Annotated in this window: 17 protein-coding genes; 9 read left to right on the top strand and 8 right to left on the bottom strand. The window is 66.2% G+C overall.

All coding sequences use genetic code 11. From position 1 onward, the window contains the following. Nucleotides 1–7: 7 nt before the first annotated feature. The 9 genes from EV675_RS23315 (at nucleotide 8) to EV675_RS23275 (ending at nucleotide 7769) form a co-directional block, all read left to right on the top strand. Complete coding sequence (locus EV675_RS23315) at nucleotides 8–709, top strand: GntR family transcriptional regulator (protein WP_087837893.1); 702 nt, start codon at nucleotides 8–10, stop codon at nucleotides 707–709. 138 nt (nucleotides 710–847) lie between these two features. Continuing rightward, nucleotides 848–1543, top strand: coding sequence for an aquaporin Z (gene aqpZ / locus EV675_RS23310; RefSeq protein ID WP_087837894.1), 696 nt, complete (start codon nucleotides 848–850; stop codon nucleotides 1541–1543). A gap of 75 nt (nucleotides 1544–1618) precedes the next feature. Beyond that, nucleotides 1619–1978 carry a VanZ family protein gene (locus tag EV675_RS23305; RefSeq protein WP_130360478.1) on the top strand — a complete coding sequence of 120 codons (360 nt, stop codon included), beginning with the start codon at nucleotides 1619–1621 and terminating at the stop codon, nucleotides 1976–1978. Between the two features lie 129 nt (nucleotides 1979–2107). Beyond that, a complete protein-coding gene (locus tag EV675_RS23300; RefSeq protein ID WP_165404732.1) occupies nucleotides 2108–2905 on the top strand; it encodes an IclR family transcriptional regulator in 798 nt (265 codons plus the stop codon). Between the two features lie 15 nt (nucleotides 2906–2920). Continuing rightward, nucleotides 2921–4315 carry an amidohydrolase family protein gene (locus tag EV675_RS23295; RefSeq protein ID WP_130360474.1) on the top strand — a complete coding sequence of 465 codons (1395 nt, stop codon included), beginning with the start codon at nucleotides 2921–2923 and terminating at the stop codon, nucleotides 4313–4315. Next, nucleotides 4315–5055, top strand: coding sequence for an ABC transporter permease (locus EV675_RS23290; protein ID WP_165404731.1), 741 nt, complete (start codon nucleotides 4315–4317; stop codon nucleotides 5053–5055). The genes EV675_RS23295 and EV675_RS23290 overlap by 1 nt, the downstream gene beginning before the upstream one ends. After that, on the top strand, nucleotides 5052–5837 hold the full coding sequence (locus tag EV675_RS23285; RefSeq protein ID WP_165404730.1) for an ABC transporter ATP-binding protein: 786 nt from the start codon (nucleotides 5052–5054) through the stop codon (nucleotides 5835–5837). Before EV675_RS23290 ends, EV675_RS23285 begins: the two co-directional genes overlap by 4 nt. Before the next feature lie 51 nt (nucleotides 5838–5888). Continuing rightward, on the top strand, nucleotides 5889–6878 hold the full coding sequence (locus tag EV675_RS23280) for an ABC transporter substrate-binding protein (RefSeq protein WP_130360468.1): 990 nt from the start codon (nucleotides 5889–5891) through the stop codon (nucleotides 6876–6878). Between the two features lie 18 nt (nucleotides 6879–6896). Continuing rightward, entirely contained in the window at nucleotides 6897–7769 is an 873-nt protein-coding gene (locus EV675_RS23275) for an alpha/beta hydrolase (RefSeq protein ID WP_130360466.1), read from the top strand. Nucleotides 7770–7774: 5 nt separating this feature from the next. Here EV675_RS23275 and EV675_RS23270 read toward each other — a convergent pair whose 3' ends face one another. The 8 genes from EV675_RS23270 to dctP form a co-directional block, all read right to left on the bottom strand. Then, nucleotides 7775–8194, bottom strand: a complete 420-nt coding sequence (locus EV675_RS23270) for a RidA family protein (protein ID WP_130360465.1) — start codon at nucleotides 8192–8194, stop codon at nucleotides 7775–7777. A gap of 59 nt (nucleotides 8195–8253) precedes the next feature. Then, nucleotides 8254–9066, bottom strand: coding sequence for a DODA-type extradiol aromatic ring-opening family dioxygenase (locus tag EV675_RS23265; RefSeq protein ID WP_130360463.1), 813 nt, complete (start codon nucleotides 9064–9066; stop codon nucleotides 8254–8256). Between the two features lie 28 nt (nucleotides 9067–9094). Next, nucleotides 9095–10012, bottom strand: a complete 918-nt coding sequence (locus EV675_RS23260) for a DODA-type extradiol aromatic ring-opening family dioxygenase (protein WP_130360461.1) — start codon at nucleotides 10010–10012, stop codon at nucleotides 9095–9097. A gap of 207 nt (nucleotides 10013–10219) precedes the next feature. Beyond that, the gene (locus EV675_RS23255) at nucleotides 10220–11806 is read right to left on the bottom strand and encodes a sulfatase-like hydrolase/transferase (RefSeq protein ID WP_130360459.1); all 1587 of its coding nucleotides are present in this window, start codon (nucleotides 11804–11806) and stop codon (nucleotides 10220–10222) included. Further along, a complete protein-coding gene (locus EV675_RS23250; RefSeq protein ID WP_130360457.1) occupies nucleotides 11803–12312 on the bottom strand; it encodes a MarR family winged helix-turn-helix transcriptional regulator in 510 nt (169 codons plus the stop codon). The genes EV675_RS23255 and EV675_RS23250 overlap by 4 nt, the downstream gene beginning before the upstream one ends. A gap of 54 nt (nucleotides 12313–12366) precedes the next feature. Next, entirely contained in the window at nucleotides 12367–13686 is a 1320-nt protein-coding gene (locus tag EV675_RS23245; protein WP_130360455.1) for a TRAP transporter large permease, read from the bottom strand. Beyond that, nucleotides 13683–14171 carry a TRAP transporter small permease gene (locus EV675_RS23240; RefSeq protein WP_130360453.1) on the bottom strand — a complete coding sequence of 163 codons (489 nt, stop codon included), beginning with the start codon at nucleotides 14169–14171 and terminating at the stop codon, nucleotides 13683–13685. The genes EV675_RS23245 and EV675_RS23240 overlap by 4 nt, the downstream gene beginning before the upstream one ends. 39 nt (nucleotides 14172–14210) lie before the next feature. Beyond that, nucleotides 14211–15179 (bottom strand): TRAP transporter substrate-binding protein DctP, encoded by a 969-nt coding sequence (gene dctP, locus EV675_RS23235; RefSeq protein WP_130360451.1) that lies wholly within the window; start codon nucleotides 15177–15179, stop codon nucleotides 14211–14213. Between the last annotated feature and the right edge of the window lie 195 nt (nucleotides 15180–15374).

The following is a 15374-nucleotide window of genomic DNA, read 5'->3' as shown; positions in this document are numbered from 1 at the left end:
TCGCCGCATGATCCAGGAGACCCTCGCCCCCGAGGCGCTGCCGCTGACCGAACAGGCCTGTCTCGCCCTGCGCCGGGCCATCGTGCGCGGCGATTTCGAGCCGGGACAGCGCCTGCGCGTGGAAGAGCTGCAACGCCGCTTCGGCCTGAGCAGCAGCCCGCTGCGAGAGGCCCTGAGCCGGCTGGTGCAGCAGGGACTGGTGCGGACGCTGGAGAACCGCGGCTTCCGCGTCGCGCCCATCCACGCCGACGCGATGCGCGACCTGACCCGCCTGCGGCTGATGATCGAAACCGAGACCCTGCGCGACGCCATCGAGCACGGCGACGATCTCTGGGAAGGCCGCGTCGTGGCGGCCCACCACAACCTGGCCCTGGTCGAAAAGCGCCTGGCGTCCGGCCCCGTGGTGCTGGACGACGACTGGTCCGATCGCCATCGGTCCCTGCACCTGGGTATCTATTCGGCCTGTAGCTCGCCGCTGCTGCTGGGGCTGGTCGAGAACCTGTTCGACCAGGCGGAGCGGTTCCGCCGCTTCTCCGCCCGCCACCGGCAGACCGACCGCAGCAAGAACGACGAACACCGGCGCATCGTCGACGCGGTGCTGGCCCGCGACACCGGCCAAGCGGTCGAACTCCTGCGCCGTCACATCAGCGGCACCGAGCGCAACGTGCTCGACGCGCTCCATGCCATGGAGACCGCGCCCGCCTCCTGACGGCCGCACGCTAAACAAGCCCAAACACCGCGCCATGCGTTGCGCAAACGCCTCATAGAATCACGGCGCGATTGCGCATGAACCGCAGTGGGCGCATGCTCCGCGTGCTACTCGACCACTGCACGATATGGGGGATATATGAGCAAAAAGCTTTGCGCGGAATTCCTGGGTACGTTCTGGCTGGTATTGGGTGGCTGCGGCAGCGCGGTCCTGGCCGCGGCGTTTCCGGAGCTGGGCATAGGATTCGCCGGCGTCGCGCTGGCCTTCGGCCTGACGGTGGTGACCATGGCCTACGCGGTCGGACACATCTCCGGGGGGCACTTCAACCCGGCGGTCACCGTGGGCCTGGTCGCCGGCGGCCGTCTTCCGGCCAAGGACGCCATACCGTACATCATCGCCCAGGTCGTGGGCGGCATCGCCGCCGGCGGGGTCCTGTACCTGATCGCCAGCGGCAAGGCGGGCTTCGATGCCAGCGCCGGCTTCGCGTCCAACGGCTACGGCGAACACTCGCCCGGCGGCTATACGCTGGCCGCGGCGGTCGTCTGCGAACTGGTGTTGACGGCCTTCTTCCTGATCGTGATCCACGGCGCGACCGACAAGCGCGCGCCCGCGGGCATGGCGCCGCTGGCCATCGGCCTGACGCTCACTCTCATCCATCTGATCAGCATCCCGGTCACCAACACCTCGGTCAACCCCGCCCGCAGCACCGGCGTGGCCGTGTACCAGGGCAGCTGGGCGCTGGAACAACTCTGGGTGTTCTGGCTCGTGCCGCTGATCGGCGGCGCGATCGGCGGACTGATCTACCGGCACCTGCTGGAAAAAGAAACGAACTGACACCGGGCGTTCTCGAAGCACGGCGATAATGGCGGGCGGGGGACCTCCCCGCCCTTCGCCTGACTTCGGACACCGATGAATCTACGCCTGACCGCCTTCGGCGGATGGAAGCCGCTGTTCTGGGCGGCCCTGCTGGGGATACTCGCGCTATCCCTCCTGCCCTCCGCCACTCCCCTGCCCACCACCGGTTGGGACAAGACCAATCACCTGCTGGGCTTCGGCGTGCTGGCCGCGCTGGCCCGCTTCGCCTATCCCGGCCCCGCGTGGCCACGCCTGCTGGGCCTCCTGGCCTATGGCGCGCTGATCGAGATCCTGCAATCCATGACACCCGACCGGTCTGCGGAATGGGCGGACCTGTTCGCGGACAGTCTGGGCATCGCGATCGGCTGGTGCGTGGCTTGGGTGGCCACGATCGGGTTGCAGCGACGGGCCTGAGCGCCTGGGAGTTTCCCGTATAGGAGCACCGGATTCCCTCATGGCTGGACTGGCCATTGAGGGATGAAAACGCATTCCTATAATGAGACACACCTTGTCCGGTATGGCCGGACTCAGCAGGGAGCGATCATGGCGATCCAGGCAGAAGGTGTGGAGCATTACCCGTCGTTCGAACGCATCGTCGACATCTGGCTGTCGTTCGTCACCCCCGGCGCCGTCCATTCCGCGCAGGCCATCGCGCGGGAATTCGGGACCTCGCGCAGCTCCACCTATCGCTACCTGCAGATCCTGCGCGAACGCGGCCTGATCGAGGACGTGGACGGGGCTGGCAACTATCGCCTGGGATCCGCCTTCGTCAATCTCGTCCGCAGTTGCGAGGACCCCAGCACCTCGGCCTCCATCGCCGAGCCCTTCGTGCACGAGCTGGCCCTGGCCAGCGGCGAAACCGTGCTCTTCACGACACGCATCGGCGATCGCGTCATCTGCACCGTGGCACTGGAAAGCCGGCAAGCCGTCCGGGTCTCGGTCGATCCCGTCCGCAACGTGCCGCTGCACCTGGGCTCGTCGGCCAAGGTCCACCTGGCCTATCTGGAAGAACAGGAACGCGCGCGCGTGCTGCCGCGCCTGCGCGCGGCGAAACCCGGCGGCAAGCCCTTCGACCCGCAGGCGCTGGAACGGTCCCTGGCGGCCATACGCGAGCAGGGCTATGCCATCAGCGACGGCGAGATCGAGGCCGGCGTGCGCAGCGTGTCGGCTCCCGCCTTCTTTCCGTCCGGCTCGCTGATCGGCGCCATCACCCTTGCCGCGCCGGCCTTCCGCCTTCAGGACAAGGTGCTGAAACAGGCCGTGCTGCGCGTGGTGGCCGCCGCGCGCCACATCAGCGACGCGGCCACGGCCACGCAGTCCCGCCGCGCATCCGCCGCCTGACCCATCGGAGTTTCCATGACACGGACACTGATAGAGAACGGCGTGGTCCTGACCATGAACCCGGCCGGCGACATTCACGAGCGCGGCTGCGTACTGGTCGAGGACTCCCGCCTGGCGTATGTCGGCCCCCGGGAAGGCCTGCCCCGCGACCTCGAAGCGCGGCGCCACGATGCCGCCGGCCACGCGGTCATGCCCGGTCTGGTCAATTGCCACACGCACTTGTGCATGATCTTCGGCCGCACGCTGGCGACGAACACCGACCTGCTGTCCTGGCTGGACCTGCAGATGCCGCTGATGCGCGCGCTGGACGCCGAAGCCATGCTGGCGGCGCAGACCCTGGGCTGCATCGAGAACCTGAAGAATGGCAGCACGACACTGGTGGAAAACCTGTTCGCCCCCCGGTCGGACTCGCTATCGCCCGAAGACAGCGCCTTCGCCGCCATGGAAAGCACGGGCATGCGCGGCATCGTGGCCCGCGCCTTCGAAGCCGTCCGTTTCGACCCCGCATTCGTCGAGACGCCGGCGCAGCAGGCGCAGCGGGTACGCAGCCTGCACGCGCGCTGGCACGGCCGCGCCCAGGGACGCCTGGGACTATCCTTCGGCCCGCTGCTGCCCTGGACCCTGGACGAGTCCATGCTGCGCGCCAGCCGCGCGCTCGCCACCGAACTGGGCATCAGCCTGCACATGCACGTGGCCGAGTCGCGCGAGTTCAACCGCATCATCGAACGCCACTACGGCCGGCCGGTCCGCAACGTCGAACTGCTCCACGAAACCGGCTGTCTGGGCCCCGACGTGCAGGCGGTAGGCGTATCGGACCTTTCCCCCGACGAGATCGCCCTGCTGGCCGAGACCGGCACCTCGGTCGTTCTCGATCCGCAGACCCGGCTCTTCTGGGGCACCGGCTTTCCCGCGCTGACGCCCTTCCTCGAAGCCGGCATCAACTGCGGGCTCGCCACCAACGGACCCGCCGCCAACTGCGGCCAGGATCTGTTCGAGAGCATGAAGTACGCGTGCGCGACCGCCAAGACCGCGGCGGGCGATCCCCACGCGCTGGACGCGCGGCGGGCACTGCGCATGGCGACCATCGAAGGCGCGCGTGCGCTCGGCCTGGACCGCCGGACGGGCTCACTGGAAACCGGCAAGCAGGCGGACCTCATCACGGTCGACCTGCGCCAGCCCCACCTGGTGCCGGCCTTCGACCTCGAGGCGGCGCTGGTCTTCAGCGCGCGGGGCTCGGACGTGCGCGATGCCATGGTGGACGGTGAATGGCTGATGCGGGACCGCCGCCTGACCCGCGTCGACGAAACCGCCCTGCTGGACCGCGCCGGGGAACTGGCCGGGCGAGCCCTGGCCAAGGCCGGGGTCCGCCGACCGCAGCATCGCACTCTGACCTCCCAAGGAACCCCATGATGATTAGGCTCGTTTCCATCGCCGCGGCGATCGCGCTGTGGTGGCTGCTGTCCCTGGCCTTCACGGCCTCGGTGCTGCCCGGTCCCTTGCTCACGCTCCAGACGCTGGTGGAGAACATCGCCGCCGGCAACGTCCTCGTCCATCTGTGGATGACGCTGGCCCGGGTGACGGCGGGCCTGGCGCTGGCGTTGCTGATAGGCGTGCCCATCGGCGTGCTGATGGGCCTGTACCGGCAGATCGAGCGGGCCCTGGATCTGTGGGTGATGGTGGGCCTGACCGTCCCCAGCCTGTGCTACGCGCTGGTGTGCTTCATCTGGCTGGGACTGAACGAGGCCGCCACCATCGTCGCCATCGGCATCACCGCCGCCCCCTCGATCGCCATCAACCTGTGGGAAGGAGTCAAGAACATCGACACCCGGCTCGTGGCGATGGCCCGCGTGTTCGAAGCCGACCGCTGGACCGTGTTCCGGCGCGTGGTCCTGCCCCAGGTACTGCCCTACGTGATGGCCTCGGTGCGTTTCGGCCTGGGGATCATCTGGAAGATCGCCGTGCTGGTGGAGCTCATCGGCCGCCCCAACGGCGTCGGCTTCCAGCTCTTCTACTGGTACCAGCTCGCGGACATGCCCCAGGTGCTGGCATGGACGCTGCTGTTCACCATCGTGATGCTGATCATCGAACTGGCGATTCTCAAGCCGATCGAGCATCGACTCTTCTCCTGGCGCCCGAGGGTGGAACTATGAACGACGTCGTCTTTTCCGTCCGCAACCTGGTCAAGGAATTCCCCGGCCGCGACGGCGCAGCGCCGCTGCGCGTCCTCAAGGGTCTCGACCTGGTCGTGCGCAGGAATGAATTCATCTGCATCCTGGGCCCCTCGGGATGCGGGAAGTCCACCTTCCTGAACATCCTGTCCGGCCTCGATCCCCGCTACAGCGGCGAGATCGACGTGGGCGGCCGCAAGTTCAAGGCCGGCAAGCCGCCGCTGCGCATCGGCTATCTGTTCCAGGAACCCCGCCTGCTGCCATGGCTGACCGCCGAGCAGAACGTGGACTTCGCCATGCGCAGCTGCCGGGTCCCCTCCTCGCGCTGGGCCGAGCTGAAGGACCGCCACTTCCAACTGACGCGGCTGGATGCGTTCCGCGGCCATTACCCCCACCAGATGTCGGGCGGCATGTGCCAACGCCTGGCGCTGGTGCGCGCGCTGTGCGTCGAACCCGACGTGCTGCTGATGGACGAGCCCTTCAGCGGGCTGGACGAGCTGACCGCGCGGCGGCTGCGCGTGGACCTGCTGGACATCTGGCGCGACACCGGCAAGACCATCATCTTCGTGACCCACAACTCGTACGAGGCCTCGTTCCTGTCGGACCGCATCCTGATGATGTCCCAGGGCGAGGTGCAGCAGGAAATACCCATAGACGTAGCCCGGCCGCGGGACTACGACGACCCCGGGATCTTCGAGATCAACCGCAGGGTGGTGAAGCTGTTTCTCGAAGTCGCACAAGCCGCGGCGCCCGCCACGCCCTGACCGGCGTGTCCGCCGGCTCGGCCGGCCCATCATCTTCGTCAAGGAACTGGCATGTGGAAATCGCTGGCAATTCGTCTTTGCCGCCTGGCTTTGCTCGCCGCGGCAACCTGGTATCCGGCCGCGCAGGCCGCCGAACCGGTCACCATACGGCTGGGCGACCTGGCGCAGTCGGTCAACGGCATCGCCTCGGGCGTCATGGTGTCCCAGGGCATCGACAAGAAGTACGGCCTCAAGGTGGAGTACTCGGTCTACCCCACCCTGGACGGCCTGTTCACCGCGATACGCGGCAAGCAGGTCGACATCGGCTTCGGCGGCTGGACGGCTTTCGCCCAGTTCCGCAGCAAGGGCGTGCCGGTGACGATGCTGTATCCGGTGGGCCGCGGCGCTTCGCTGGACGTGCTCGTCACCAAGGACTCGCCCATCCGTTCGCTGGCCGACCTCAAGGGCAAGCGCATCGGCTCGTACGCGGGCGCGGCGGGCACCGCTACCGTGCTTCTGCGGGTGCTGACCAGCAAGTATTTCGGCTATGACCCGGGCACCGGCGGCCAATTGCAGTACGCCGGCCCCGGCCTCCTGCCCTCGCTGCTGGAGAAGGGAGAGATCTCGGCCGCCCTGCTGTTCGACCCGCTGGCGGCCAAGGCGATCGCCTCCGGCAAGTTCCGCTCCATCGGCAACCTGGCCGACGTCTACAAGGACAAGGTTGGCGAGGACTTTCTCTGGACCGGCTATGCGACCAACGACGACTTCATGAAGGCCCGGCCCGAGGCGCTGGCCAATTTCGTCCGCGCCTGGATCGAGGCGGTGAACTACGTGAAGACGCATCCCGAGGTATTCGTCGCCTACGGCAAGCAGTTCGGCTTCGACGCCGACAACGTGCGCATCCTGCAGGAGCGGGTGAACGCCGACTACGTGCTGACCTGGAACGACGAATACATCCGCTACCTGGGGAATTTCGCGCGCCTGTCCAACGAGGTCATGGGAGCCGGCTTCCTGGACAGCGTCCCCCCCGCCGCGTTCACCACGCGCTTCGTTCCCAAGTGACCCATTCTGGACGACCCCATGGCTTTTGACGACCTGCCCGCCCAATCCCCCATCTATCCCGAGGAAGCCGAGGCCTACGCCCGGCAGGCCCTGGCACTATCGCGGGAAGCGGCGGGACGCACCCGCTGCGTGCTGGACCTGCCCTACGGCAGCGACTACTGGCAGAAGGTGGACGTCTACCTGCCCGAACAGCGGCTGGAGGGGCTGCCCGTGCTGGTGTTCGCGCACGGCGGCGCCTGGAGCCATGGCTACAAGGAATGGATGGGCTTGATGGCGCCCGCCATCGTCGCCACGCCGGCCGTCTTCGTCTCGGTCTCGTACCGGCTCGCGCCCGACGTCCGATTTCCCGCGCCGCTGGACGACTGCGTGGCGGCCCTGCGCTGGGTGCGCGACCATATTTCGGACTACGGCGGCAGCCCGGATCGCATCTACGTGGGCGGGCATTCGGCCGGCGGACACCTGTACGCGCTCGCGACGCTCAGGCACGACCTGCTCGGGCAGGCGGGCCTGGCGCCCGACACCATCAAGGCCTGCTTTCCCGTCAGCTCGCAGTTGAACCTGGTCTTCGATGCGCCCGAGCCGGGCAGCGGCGAAGCGCGCATCTACGAGATCTTCCTGGCGCGGGCGGAAGACGCGCCGGCGGCCAGCCCCCTGCACCAGATGGAAGGCAACCGCACGCCCTTCTTCCTGAGCCATGGCGAACGCGACTTTCCGCGCATCATCGCCAGCAACCTGCTCGCCACCCAGACCCTGGCGCGCCAGCCCTCCGGCGTGGTGAGCGAGGTCTATCCGGAGCATGGCCATTTCGACACGGCGCTGGGCCTGGCGGACCCGGCCCACCCGTGGGTGCGCAAGGTCTCGGCCTGGCTGCGCGATGGAACCGCGCCCTGACCGCCTCAGGCCTGCGGCACGTAGGCCACGGCCTTGATCTCGATCAGCAGGTGGGGATGGGGCAGTTGGCGCACGGCCACCGTCGTGCGCGCGGGGCCGTCGTAGCCGAAGAACTCGTTGTAGACCTCGTTGTAGCCGGCGAAGTCATCCATGTCGACCAGGAACGTGGACACCTCGACCAGATCGGACAGGCTCGCTCCCGCCTCCTGCAGAATGCCGGCGATGTTCTGGATGACCGCGCGGGTCTGCTCGCGGATGTCCAGGCGTACGCCGTCCGGCAGGATCTCGACGCCGGCATGGGTGTTGTCCGGCCGGCGCGAGCTGGTCCCGGACACGAACAGGAAGGGACCGGCCCGCCGGAAATGCGGGTAGCGGCCGAGCGGAGCCGCGCGGCCGGACACGACCGCGGATGAAGAAGATGCCATGAGGGGACTCGCTGCATGAAAGCCCCTCGCGGCATGCCGCGAGGGGCCGGGCCCAGGCCCTAGTGCTGGAACTCGACGACCGCCGCGCCGCTGCCGAAGGCCGGGCCGTAGGCATGGGTGCGGGCCTTCTTGTACTGCCCGCCCAGCGCTCCCAGCACCCAGTAGAGATGTTTGAAGCCCATGTCGGCCCGGGCGGACTGCGCGTAGCCGGGCGCCTTCTCCCGTACCTCGGCCACGTCGCCGCGCTCCAGCAGCGCCAGCATCTCTCGGTTGGCGCGGTCTTCTTCGTCATTGACGATATGGTCGGCCGCGATGTCGATGTCCTGGCGGAAACTCGAACCCGACAGTCCCCCCACGCCTATCACCGCGATGCGCTTGCCCTGCGCATCCGCCGCCTGCGCGGCCAGGCGGCCCAGGCTCTCGGTGGTCTGCCCGTCGTGGTAGAGATTGTTGGACGTCAGCACCACCGGGATGTCCAGGCCTTGCAACAGGAAATGCGTGGCGACTATGGTGCCCGTGTCGATGGGAAAGGCATCGTAATCCACCTCGCGCGACCGCACGCCGATCTGCGCCGTGGACGCGATACACGCCTTCGCCAGGTCGGTATCGACACGGATATCGAACGGCAGTTCGCCATACTCGTGCCAGTTCTCGTCCACGTGCGAACCCTGGATGCGGCCGCGCGTCTGCCACAACTGGTCCAGCACGGCGATCCATTGCGTGGAATAGATCAGCGCCACGTCGGGCTTGCTTGCGGCCAGCGCCTGCCCCGCGGCTTCATAGCCGCGGGCGATGGCCTCCCAGGGAGGATTGTCCCGCCGCAGCAGCGGCAGCGGCGTTCCCGGCACCAGAAATGCGCTTGCTATGGGCATGTCTTTTCTCTCTTCAGGGTTGCCGGCATCAGGCCGCGGCCTTCGCGGGCGCATCGGCCAGTCCGGCCTCGACCAGGTTCCATTCCATCACGGCATTGCCGGTGCCGATCACCGTGCCGTAGCCATGCAGTTCGCCGGGAATGTTGGGGTATCCCATGGCCGCGAACATCCAGGTGAAGGCGCCGGACTTCACTTCGGCGAAGGCCTCGTCGATGAACTGGGGCTGCAGCTTGAAATACTCGTCCACCTCGCCCCGGCGCAGCATGTCGATGACGCGCACGTCCCACTTGTAGCCGTCGAAGCGCTCGGGGTGTTCCCGCGTCATGTCCTCCGGCAGCTCCGGTTCCTCGTGGAAGTGCCAGTGCGACAGCGTGTTGGAGGCCAGCAGCACGGCACGCCGGCCAGTGCGTTCGATGGCGCGGCGCGTGGCCTTGCCCAGGAGGTCCATCTCCTGCAAGCCTTCCTTGGTATTCAGGTAGTACGGCGAATTGTTGGCGGACAGGCCCACGATGGGAATGTCCCACTGCGGCCGCATCATGTGCAGCGTGGTGATGGTGCCGTAGTCGACCCGGAAATTGGGGTTGCGCATCATCTTCGCCACCAGCCCGGCATCGCGCGCCTCGTCGCAGCAGGCCTCGGCCAGCTCGACGTCGACGTCCAGCTCGAAGCTGTAGCGGAACAGGTTGGGAAAAATGGGGTCGACCGATTTTCCGCTCAGGTGCGGCACGCCCAGGAAGTGATGGCCGACCTGGGTCATCCAGTGGGGCGAATGGACCAGCAGGACATCGGGCTTGAGCGCTTCGAGCGAGGCCCGGGCCTTTTCGTACGCCCAGCGCAGCGGCTCCCAGCCGCCTTGGGAACGCGGTTCGTTCTGTGGGGGATTCTCGCCGTAGACCAGGTGGGGGGGATGCGGGGCGAGGTAGCCGCCGACGATGGAGCCTTTCATACGACCTCCTTCTTGGAACCGGCGCGCGGCGCGCGTCCGGGTAGCCCATTCTTTCCCGGGTGCGGGGAAAGGACAATGCCGAGTCTGTCATGGCGGGACTGGCGTCCCGGTTTCGATGCTGCGACGCAGCGCAGGCAGCCGTGGATCTGATCTTTTTCCATACCGTCTCCTTTGATTACCCCCATGAAACTCCGGCCTGGGGCCGGCCTACCAGACACCGATCCGGATACCGTGCGCCGGCTCGATGGTGTCCCGCGAGACGACGATGCGCGTGGACGGAACGGTCAGGCTGGTCTTGCGTTGCCGCAGCCAGTCGAACAGGTACTCCTTGTGCAGGGCGAGAACGCTGGCATGCCCGGGGTTCGACGCAACGTCCCGCAACTCCATCGGGTCTTCCTGCATGTCGAACAGCTGCGGTGCGAACCCTTCCCAGTAGATGTACTTCCAGCGGTCGCTCCTGACCATGTAGCCCCGGCAGCGGCGGGCGTCCCGGCCCAGCAGCACCCGGGCTTCCCGAAAGGCATAGTCCAGCTCGCTCACGGCGGCAAATCGCCACGGCGCGCTGGCGCCCCCGCGCGAAAAAGGCAGCAGCGACATGCCTTCGATCACGTGGTCGGTATCGGGCACCTCGAACGCATCGGCCACCGTCGCCAGGAAGTCGATGGACTCGACGGGCCGGTCCACGCTCGAGCCTCGGGTTTCGGGCCTGGCCCGGGGATCGACCATGATGAAAGGAATGCGGGCCGAGGGATCATGGAAAAGATCCTTGTCGCCCAGCCAGTGATCGCCCAGATAGTCCCCATGGTCGGACGTGAAGACGATCAGCGTGTCCTCGTACTGGCCGGTGGCGCGCAGCGCTTCGAGCAGCCGGCCGAGATGATCGTCGATCTGCGTGACCAGGCCCATGTAGGTAGGCTTGACGTGCGAGGCCACCTTTTCCTGCGAGAACGCCGAGGACTCGCCGTGCCGCAGATAGGCGCCATAGACAGGGTGCGGGTCGTCGCGCTCCGCGTCGTCGCGGCATGCCGGCAGGCAGTCCTCCGGGCCATACATGGCGTGATAGGGACTGGGAGCGATGTACGGCCAGTGGGGCTTGATGTAGCTGACATGCAGCAGCCACGGACGCCCCTGCTGGCGGCGGATGAAATCGATCGCGACATCCGTGGTGTAGGCCGTCTCGGAATGCCGCTCGTCGACCCGGGCAGCGTAGTGCGCATTACGCATCTCCCAGCCGCTGGCCGGACGGCCCGCTTCGTCTTCGCCGGCGATCACGAAATCCGACCAGGGATCGGCCACGTCGTACCCCGCGGCCCTGAGGTACTTCGTATAGGGATGCTCGGGCCCCGGATTGGCATGCCCCTCGTAGCGGTCGACCACCAGGAAGCCGCCTTCGAGCACCGGCGCCTCCGGCGGCACGTGCGCCCCCACGCGCTGCAGGCCGTCCAGGTCCGGCGCGAAATGCGTCTTGCCGGCCAACGCCACTTCCACCCCGCGGGGCCGCAGCCAATCCCCGATCGTCGGCTGTCCGATCGACAGCGGCATGAAATTCCAGATGGCGCCGTGCGAGGTCATGGAGCGCCCGGTATAGAAGGACATGCGCGACGGGCCGCACGTCGGCGCCGAGCAATAGGCCCGGGTGAACCGCACGCCCTGCGACGCCAGGGCATCGATGTTGGGAGTGCGGATCGACGGATGGCCATAGCAGCCCAGATAGTCGGCGCGCAACTGGTCGCACATGATGAACAGCACGTTGCGGACCGCGGTCGACGCCGCGGAGCTCTCGGGTCGGGTCATGGCGTTTCATCCTCATCGGGACGAGGATCGAAATCCATGACGTTGCGCTTGATCGTCCTGATCACCTTCATCAGGACCGTCATTTCCGGTGGGGAAATATCGGCCAGGAATATCTGGTAATAACCCAGCACCGCCGGCAGCGACCGTTCGAACAGACTCCGCCCCTTCGCCGTCACATAGACCATGGTCTGGCGCTTGTCCTCGACCCCGTGGGACCGCGTCACAAGGCCGTCCTCCTCCATGGCATCGAGCAGGCGGCTCAGGTTGGAGCGCTCGATGACGGTGGTCTCGGCCAGTTCGGCCACGCTGCGGCCGTCCTGGTCGGAAAGCACGCTGACCACTCGCCACATCAATGGCGAGCAATCGAACGGCTTGAGAATCTTCGCCATGTTGTGGACGTGCTGGCGGTCGATGGCCAGCATGTAGTGCATGGGCCAGTCGGCGACATGGAACAGCTCCGCTTCCGGCGTTCCCCTTCGTTCGTGCTTGTCTGGAGCGGGTATCAAGATCTTTTCCTCCAACGTGGCATCGCGCCACTGGCCTATGAAATCCCCGGGGCCCTACCGCGTCATCAGCCAACGCGGCAGCCCGGTGGCAATGTCCGGCACAAGCATGACCATCAGCAGCATCAACAGGCCGAACAGCACGTAGGGCACGGCCGCGGCGAAGATCTCCGTGGTGCGGATGTGGGCCGGGGCCACGCTGCGCATGGTGAAGAGCAGCATGCCGAACGGCGGGGTCAGCAGGCCCAGCTGCATGCATATCAGGTACATGACGCCGAACCAGAGCGGATCCCATCCGAAGTGCGCCACCAGGGGCATGAAGAACGGCAGGGTCATCAGCATCATGCTTATCTGGTCGACGAAGCACCCCAGCACCAGGAGTATGCCCATCATGACGGCCAGCACGAGCCAGCTCGACAGCCCCGAGCCCTGGACCAGGCCGACCAGGCCGTTGGTCGCGCCGGAGAACGCCAGGATCTGCGAGAAAGTCGTGGCGCCGATGATGATGAAGAGGATCATGCCGCTGATGGCGGCCGTTCCGGTCAGCGCCTTGACCAGCATGCGCCACGACAGGCTGCGGTACAGCGCGCACACGAGCACGGTGCACAATGCCCCCAGCGCGGCGGACTCCGTTGGCGTTGCCCATCCGGCGGTCATCGAAGCGACGACCACCGCGAAGATGGAGACCAGCGGCGTCACGTGCACGATCAGGGGACGCCATCGCTCCCAACCCGTCACTTCTTCCCGGACGAAGCTCGGCGCGAGCTCGGGATTCATCTTTGCGCGCGCGACGATGTAGAACACGAAGATCGCCGACAGCAGCAGGCCCGGCAGGACGCCTGCCAGCAGCAGTCCCGAGATCGAGATATTGGCCAGGCTGCCCAGCAGCACGGTCAGCGCCGAGGGAGGAATCAGCATGTCGACCGCGCCAATGGCCATGATGGGCCCCATGGCCATGCGCGGATGGTAGCCGCGCCGAAGCATTTCCGGCAGCAGCAGGCTGCCGAGCAGCGCGGTCGTGGCCACCGTCGCCCCGGATATGGCCGAGAACACCGTACCGGCCACGACCGCCACGATCGACAGCCGTGCCGGAACGCGGCGCACCGCCCGGTCGAAGGCGTCGATGGCCTTCATGGCCAGGCCGGTATGGAACAGCACTTCGCCCATCAGCAGGAAAAAAGGAATGGGCGTGAGCGAAAAGCTGGTAACCGACGCCACGCCGTTGCGAACCACCATCATCAGACCAGGCGCCCCGCCGAGGTAGACCAGCGCGCCGACCAGGTTGATCGCGAGGAAGGCAAACCCGGCCGGCACCCCGACCAGCAGCAGCACGGATAACAGCCCGAACAGCAGCGTGAGACTTTCCCACCAGCTCATAGCAGGTTCTCCGGCTTGAGCAGCGAATCGCGATTCTCGGCGTCCGCCCGCTCTCCGACCACGGCCTGCCTGCCGCACTCGATGGCCAGCAGCGCGAAACAGGCCGGGAAAGGAATGTAGATGAACCATTCGGGAAAGACGATGCTCTTCATGACGACCGCTTCGGCCTCGTAGGCATCGAGCATCACCGCGACCGAGTAGCAGGCGATCACGACGCTGACGACACAGCCGATCACCGCCGCGATCCGGAAGATCGCGAATCTGACTCCCTCGGACAGTGCGTTGAGCACGTCCAGGCGGATATGCTGGCGGTTGTACATGAGCCACGGCGCGGCGATGCACGTCGCCACCGGCAGCAGATGCTCGGTAACGTCCATGGCCCCCGCGAACGACGGCATCCCCACATTGCGGGCGACGACGTCGTAGCTGACCAGGATGACCATGGCGCCCACCAGCAGTCCGGCGACCAGGCCGAACGCGTTCAAGATCCACACATAGATTTTCACTGTCGCCCCCGATCACCTTCAAGGCGCCATCATCTGGCGCAGCCTGGGTCCGTGCTTGGGACTGGCGCTCAAGACCGTCGCCCAGCCCGCTTCCTGCGACTTGGCCAGGAAAGCCGCCGAATCCGCGTCGGACAGCCTGATGGGCTGTATGCCGGCTTCGGACTGCCTCTTGATGTCGGCGGCCGCGTCGCGCAGCGAAGCGTCCAGGGACATCTTCTCCAGCCAGGCCACCTGCTTTTGCAGGAAGTCACGCTGCTCCTGGGTCAGGCTGTCCCACCGCCGGGCGCTGAACTGGATGCCCAGCTCGAGCGTGTAGAACCCCGGTTCCAATCGATACTTCGTCCTTTCCTGCCAGCCCAGGTCGAAGATGCCGATTGCGGGCCAGCCGTAGCCGTCCACCACCCCGCGCTCCAGGCCCGTGTAGACCTCGCCCGGCGCCATCTGGACGACTCCCGCTCCCAGCTTGACGAAAAAGTCCCGGAAGATGGGGGTGATGCGGATCTTCAGGCCGGACAGATCGGGCTTGTCTATCTTCTTGTTCAGATAGATGTGATAGGGAATGCGATCGCCGGTACGCGCGAAGTAGTACAGCCCCTTCTGCCGCATGATCGAATTGAGATAGTCGAGGCTGCCGTTCTTGCGGATTTCCGAGAAAGGCAGGGTCGCGTAGTTCAGCGCCAATCCCTCCGGAACGATGCTTGCCGTGAACGTCGCCGTGGTGTTGGCCAGATCGATCACCCCGTTGCGCAGCGCGGCCCCCTGCTCCATGGTCGGAATCGCCTTGGGGCCGCCTATGTACTCGATCCGGACGATGCCCTTGCCTTCCTCGTTGACCTTCTTCACGAAGCTCTCGAAGTTCCTGGAAAAGTACGTGCCCTCCTGGAAGGCGCTTACCGCCTTCAGCACGACCTCCGCCGCATGGACGAACTTGGGTATGGTTGCAACGATCAGGCAGACGGCCAACGGTAGTGCTCGCATCGCTCTCATGATTGCTCCAGGTCGAAACAAAGGTGCGACTCAGAAGCCGGTAGCTACCAGCTCATTTAAATTTCGGTGAATTTTCACGATCTTATTATTTATAAACAGCCAGGAAAGTCAATGAAATCGGCTGTTAATCTGGTGAAAACACCTAGCAATCCGTGAAGAATCAACATAAATTACGTGATTATTCACGTAATTTGC

The organism is Pigmentiphaga kullae (assembly GCF_004216695.1).
GTDB classification, from domain to species: domain Bacteria; phylum Pseudomonadota; class Gammaproteobacteria; order Burkholderiales; family Burkholderiaceae_B; genus Pigmentiphaga; species Pigmentiphaga kullae.
Note: the sequence above shows the minus strand (reverse complement) of the source record. Positions and strands in the feature narration are given on the sequence as shown.

Bases quoted from the DNA above. Each gene is read 5' to 3' on its own strand.
- EV675_RS23315 (WP_087837893.1), top strand. From the start codon at position 8: ATGATCCAGGAGACCCTCGCCCCCGAGGCGCTGCCGCTGACCGAACAG.
- aqpZ (WP_087837894.1), top strand. From the start codon at position 848: ATGAGCAAAAAGCTTTGCGCGGAATTCCTGGGTACGTTCTGGCTGGTA.
- EV675_RS23305 (WP_130360478.1), top strand. From the start codon at position 1,619: ATGAATCTACGCCTGACCGCCTTCGGCGGATGGAAGCCGCTGTTCTGG.
- EV675_RS23300 (WP_165404732.1), top strand. From the start codon at position 2,108: ATGGCGATCCAGGCAGAAGGTGTGGAGCATTACCCGTCGTTCGAACGC.
- EV675_RS23295 (WP_130360474.1), top strand. From the start codon at position 2,921: ATGACACGGACACTGATAGAGAACGGCGTGGTCCTGACCATGAACCCG.
- EV675_RS23290 (WP_165404731.1), top strand. From the start codon at position 4,315: ATGATTAGGCTCGTTTCCATCGCCGCGGCGATCGCGCTGTGGTGGCTG.
- EV675_RS23285 (WP_165404730.1), top strand. From the start codon at position 5,052: ATGAACGACGTCGTCTTTTCCGTCCGCAACCTGGTCAAGGAATTCCCC.
- EV675_RS23280 (WP_130360468.1), top strand. From the start codon at position 5,889: ATGTGGAAATCGCTGGCAATTCGTCTTTGCCGCCTGGCTTTGCTCGCC.
- EV675_RS23275 (WP_130360466.1), top strand. From the start codon at position 6,897: ATGGCTTTTGACGACCTGCCCGCCCAATCCCCCATCTATCCCGAGGAA.
- EV675_RS23270 (WP_130360465.1), bottom strand. From the start codon at position 8,194: ATGGCATCTTCTTCATCCGCGGTCGTGTCCGGCCGCGCGGCTCCGCTC.
- EV675_RS23265 (WP_130360463.1), bottom strand. From the start codon at position 9,066: ATGCCCATAGCAAGCGCATTTCTGGTGCCGGGAACGCCGCTGCCGCTG.
- EV675_RS23260 (WP_130360461.1), bottom strand. From the start codon at position 10,012: ATGAAAGGCTCCATCGTCGGCGGCTACCTCGCCCCGCATCCCCCCCAC.
- EV675_RS23255 (WP_130360459.1), bottom strand. From the start codon at position 11,806: ATGACCCGACCCGAGAGCTCCGCGGCGTCGACCGCGGTCCGCAACGTG.
- EV675_RS23245 (WP_130360455.1), bottom strand. From the start codon at position 13,686: ATGAGCTGGTGGGAAAGTCTCACGCTGCTGTTCGGGCTGTTATCCGTG.
- dctP (WP_130360451.1), bottom strand. From the start codon at position 15,179: ATGAGAGCGATGCGAGCACTACCGTTGGCCGTCTGCCTGATCGTTGCA.